We start from the raw sequence: 2,037 nt of genomic DNA, 5'->3' as shown, positions 1-2,037 counted from the left end.
CTAGAATGACCTGTTTGATTAAGATTTAAATGAGAATAGCTGGTGGGTTGATTTGCATCCCACTATGGTAACTATGACTTGGGAAAAGCAGTAAATTGATTTTGAAATTTAGAGTGAGCATCAGTGGTTGGAGTAGTGGAAAAAGAATAGAAAGATACAAAAGTAAAGGGGATTTCCGATTATGGGAATCCCTTAAAACATATCTAGATTTAATAGTAAGCAGTGTATATTCAAGAAGCTAATAAAAATTATCCTTAATTATAAAAGCAACAGATATTGGTAGTTAAGGTGACAATATCTGTTGCTACATTCCAAGCAGTTATTGTAGAATAATCAAATTAAAATATAAATTTTATTAAAGAAGGATGTATAGATAATAAATAGAAGTAAGTAAATGATATCGGAATTTTGCGAATTACAAAGGAGTGATTTAAGTGAAAAGGGCAGTAATTTTATTTCCAAGGTTTAATAACATTGATATTGTTAACAATATAAGAGGTAAGTATGACCCACTTGCAAATTACATTGCACCTCATATTACAATTATTTTCCCATTTGAAAGTGATTTGAAAACGCATGAATTAAAAGAGCATTTCAATAAGTCGCTAATAGGTATGAAAAATTTTAGAATTATGCTTAAAGGCATTACTGGTGATTATAGAGATGGGTATTTATTCCTTAATGTAAAGAAGGGGAACGATAATATTATTGAATTACATGATAAGTTATATAGTGGAGTATTAGAAAAGTTTTTATTTAGAAAGGTAACATATTGCCCTCATTTAACTGTCGGCAGAGTGTTTGAAGAGAAGGAATTTGATAATGCAGTTGATGAATTAAGTTGTTACAATGAAAATTTTGAAGCGGTACGAAAGGAAGTGAGAGTTTAGTGGACTTTGTTACTTGTTGTACACAGGCTCACTAAATATAAATTATGAATAATATAGGAAATTCAGTTCTTAAGAAAGATCATTCAAAAAAGATATTTGGTGTGGCAAAATATGTGGCAGATGTTCCTACAGATGGCGGTCTTCACGGTAAGTTTTTGAGATCAACAGTAGCTCATGCTAAAATAAAGAACATTACCTTGCCAGAATTACCAGATGGATACATGATAGTTAACAAGGACGATGTTCTTGGTGAAAATAAGGTTCATATAGTACTCGAGGATATGCCAGTATTTGCTATAGATACTGTGGAATACATTGGAGATCCAATTCTCATGGCGGTGGGACCGGATGAAAAAATCACTGAGGAAATTGTATCAAAAATAGTAGTTGATTACGAGGAACTTCCTGCTATACTGGATATGACTAAATCAGAAGTTGCGTTTTTTGATTACCATCATGGAAAAGGTGATGTTGAAGGGTGCTTTGAAAATGCTGACAAAGTGTATGATGAAATTTTAAATACAGGTTATGGTGAACAATTGTATCTAGAAACTAATGGAATGATTGCAGACTATCATGACGGTAAAATCACCGTTAGAGGATCCATGCAATGCCCATATTATGTTCATGCAGCAGTGAAAATTGCAACAGGGCTTGAAAAGGACAATGTTCAGGTTCAGACAGATATTACAGGTGGAGCTTTCGGTGGAAAGGAAGAGTATCCATCAATACTTGCATGTCAAGTGGCAGTAGCAAGTATGAAAGCTAAGAAACCAGTAAGGGTTATTTTTGATAGAAGAGAAGATATTACTTCAACTAGTAAGAGACATCCTTCAACTGCAAGATATAGGGCAGCTGTTAAAGATGGAAAGATTACAGCAATGGATATCGATATAATATATGACGCAGGTGCATATTCAACACTTTCAGCGGTAGTACTGCAACGTGGAACAATATGTGCTACTGGAGTTTACAATATTGAAAACCTAAGGGTTCACGGTAAAGCTAACAAAACAAATACAGTTCCTAAAGGAGCTTTCAGAGGATTTGGAGCGCCACAGGTATTCTTTGACATGGATATGTTTATGAACCACGTAGCAAAAGGTGAAGGAAGAAATTGCTTAGAATTTAAACAAGAACATATTGT

General features: G+C 33.8%; 2 protein-coding genes. Both read left to right on the top strand.

Annotation, left to right across the window (positions count from 1 at the left end; translation table 11 throughout):
* Positions 1-434: 434 nt before the first annotated feature.
* A complete protein-coding gene (locus tag JJE11_RS17645; protein ID WP_291637999.1) occupies positions 435-890 on the top strand; it encodes a 2'-5' RNA ligase family protein in 456 nt (151 codons plus the stop codon).
* A gap of 44 nt (positions 891-934) precedes the next feature.
* Positions 935-2,037 (top strand): xanthine dehydrogenase family protein (locus JJE11_RS17640; protein WP_291637997.1); only part of this gene is annotated, 1,103 nt, incomplete at its 3' end.

Origin of the sequence: Clostridium sp. (assembly GCF_016650095.1) — a bacterium.
Lineage (GTDB): Bacteria > Bacillota > Clostridia > Clostridiales > Clostridiaceae > Clostridium_AD.
The sequence above is the reverse complement of the archived record's forward strand: the minus strand, read 5'-3'. Positions and strand labels throughout refer to the sequence as shown.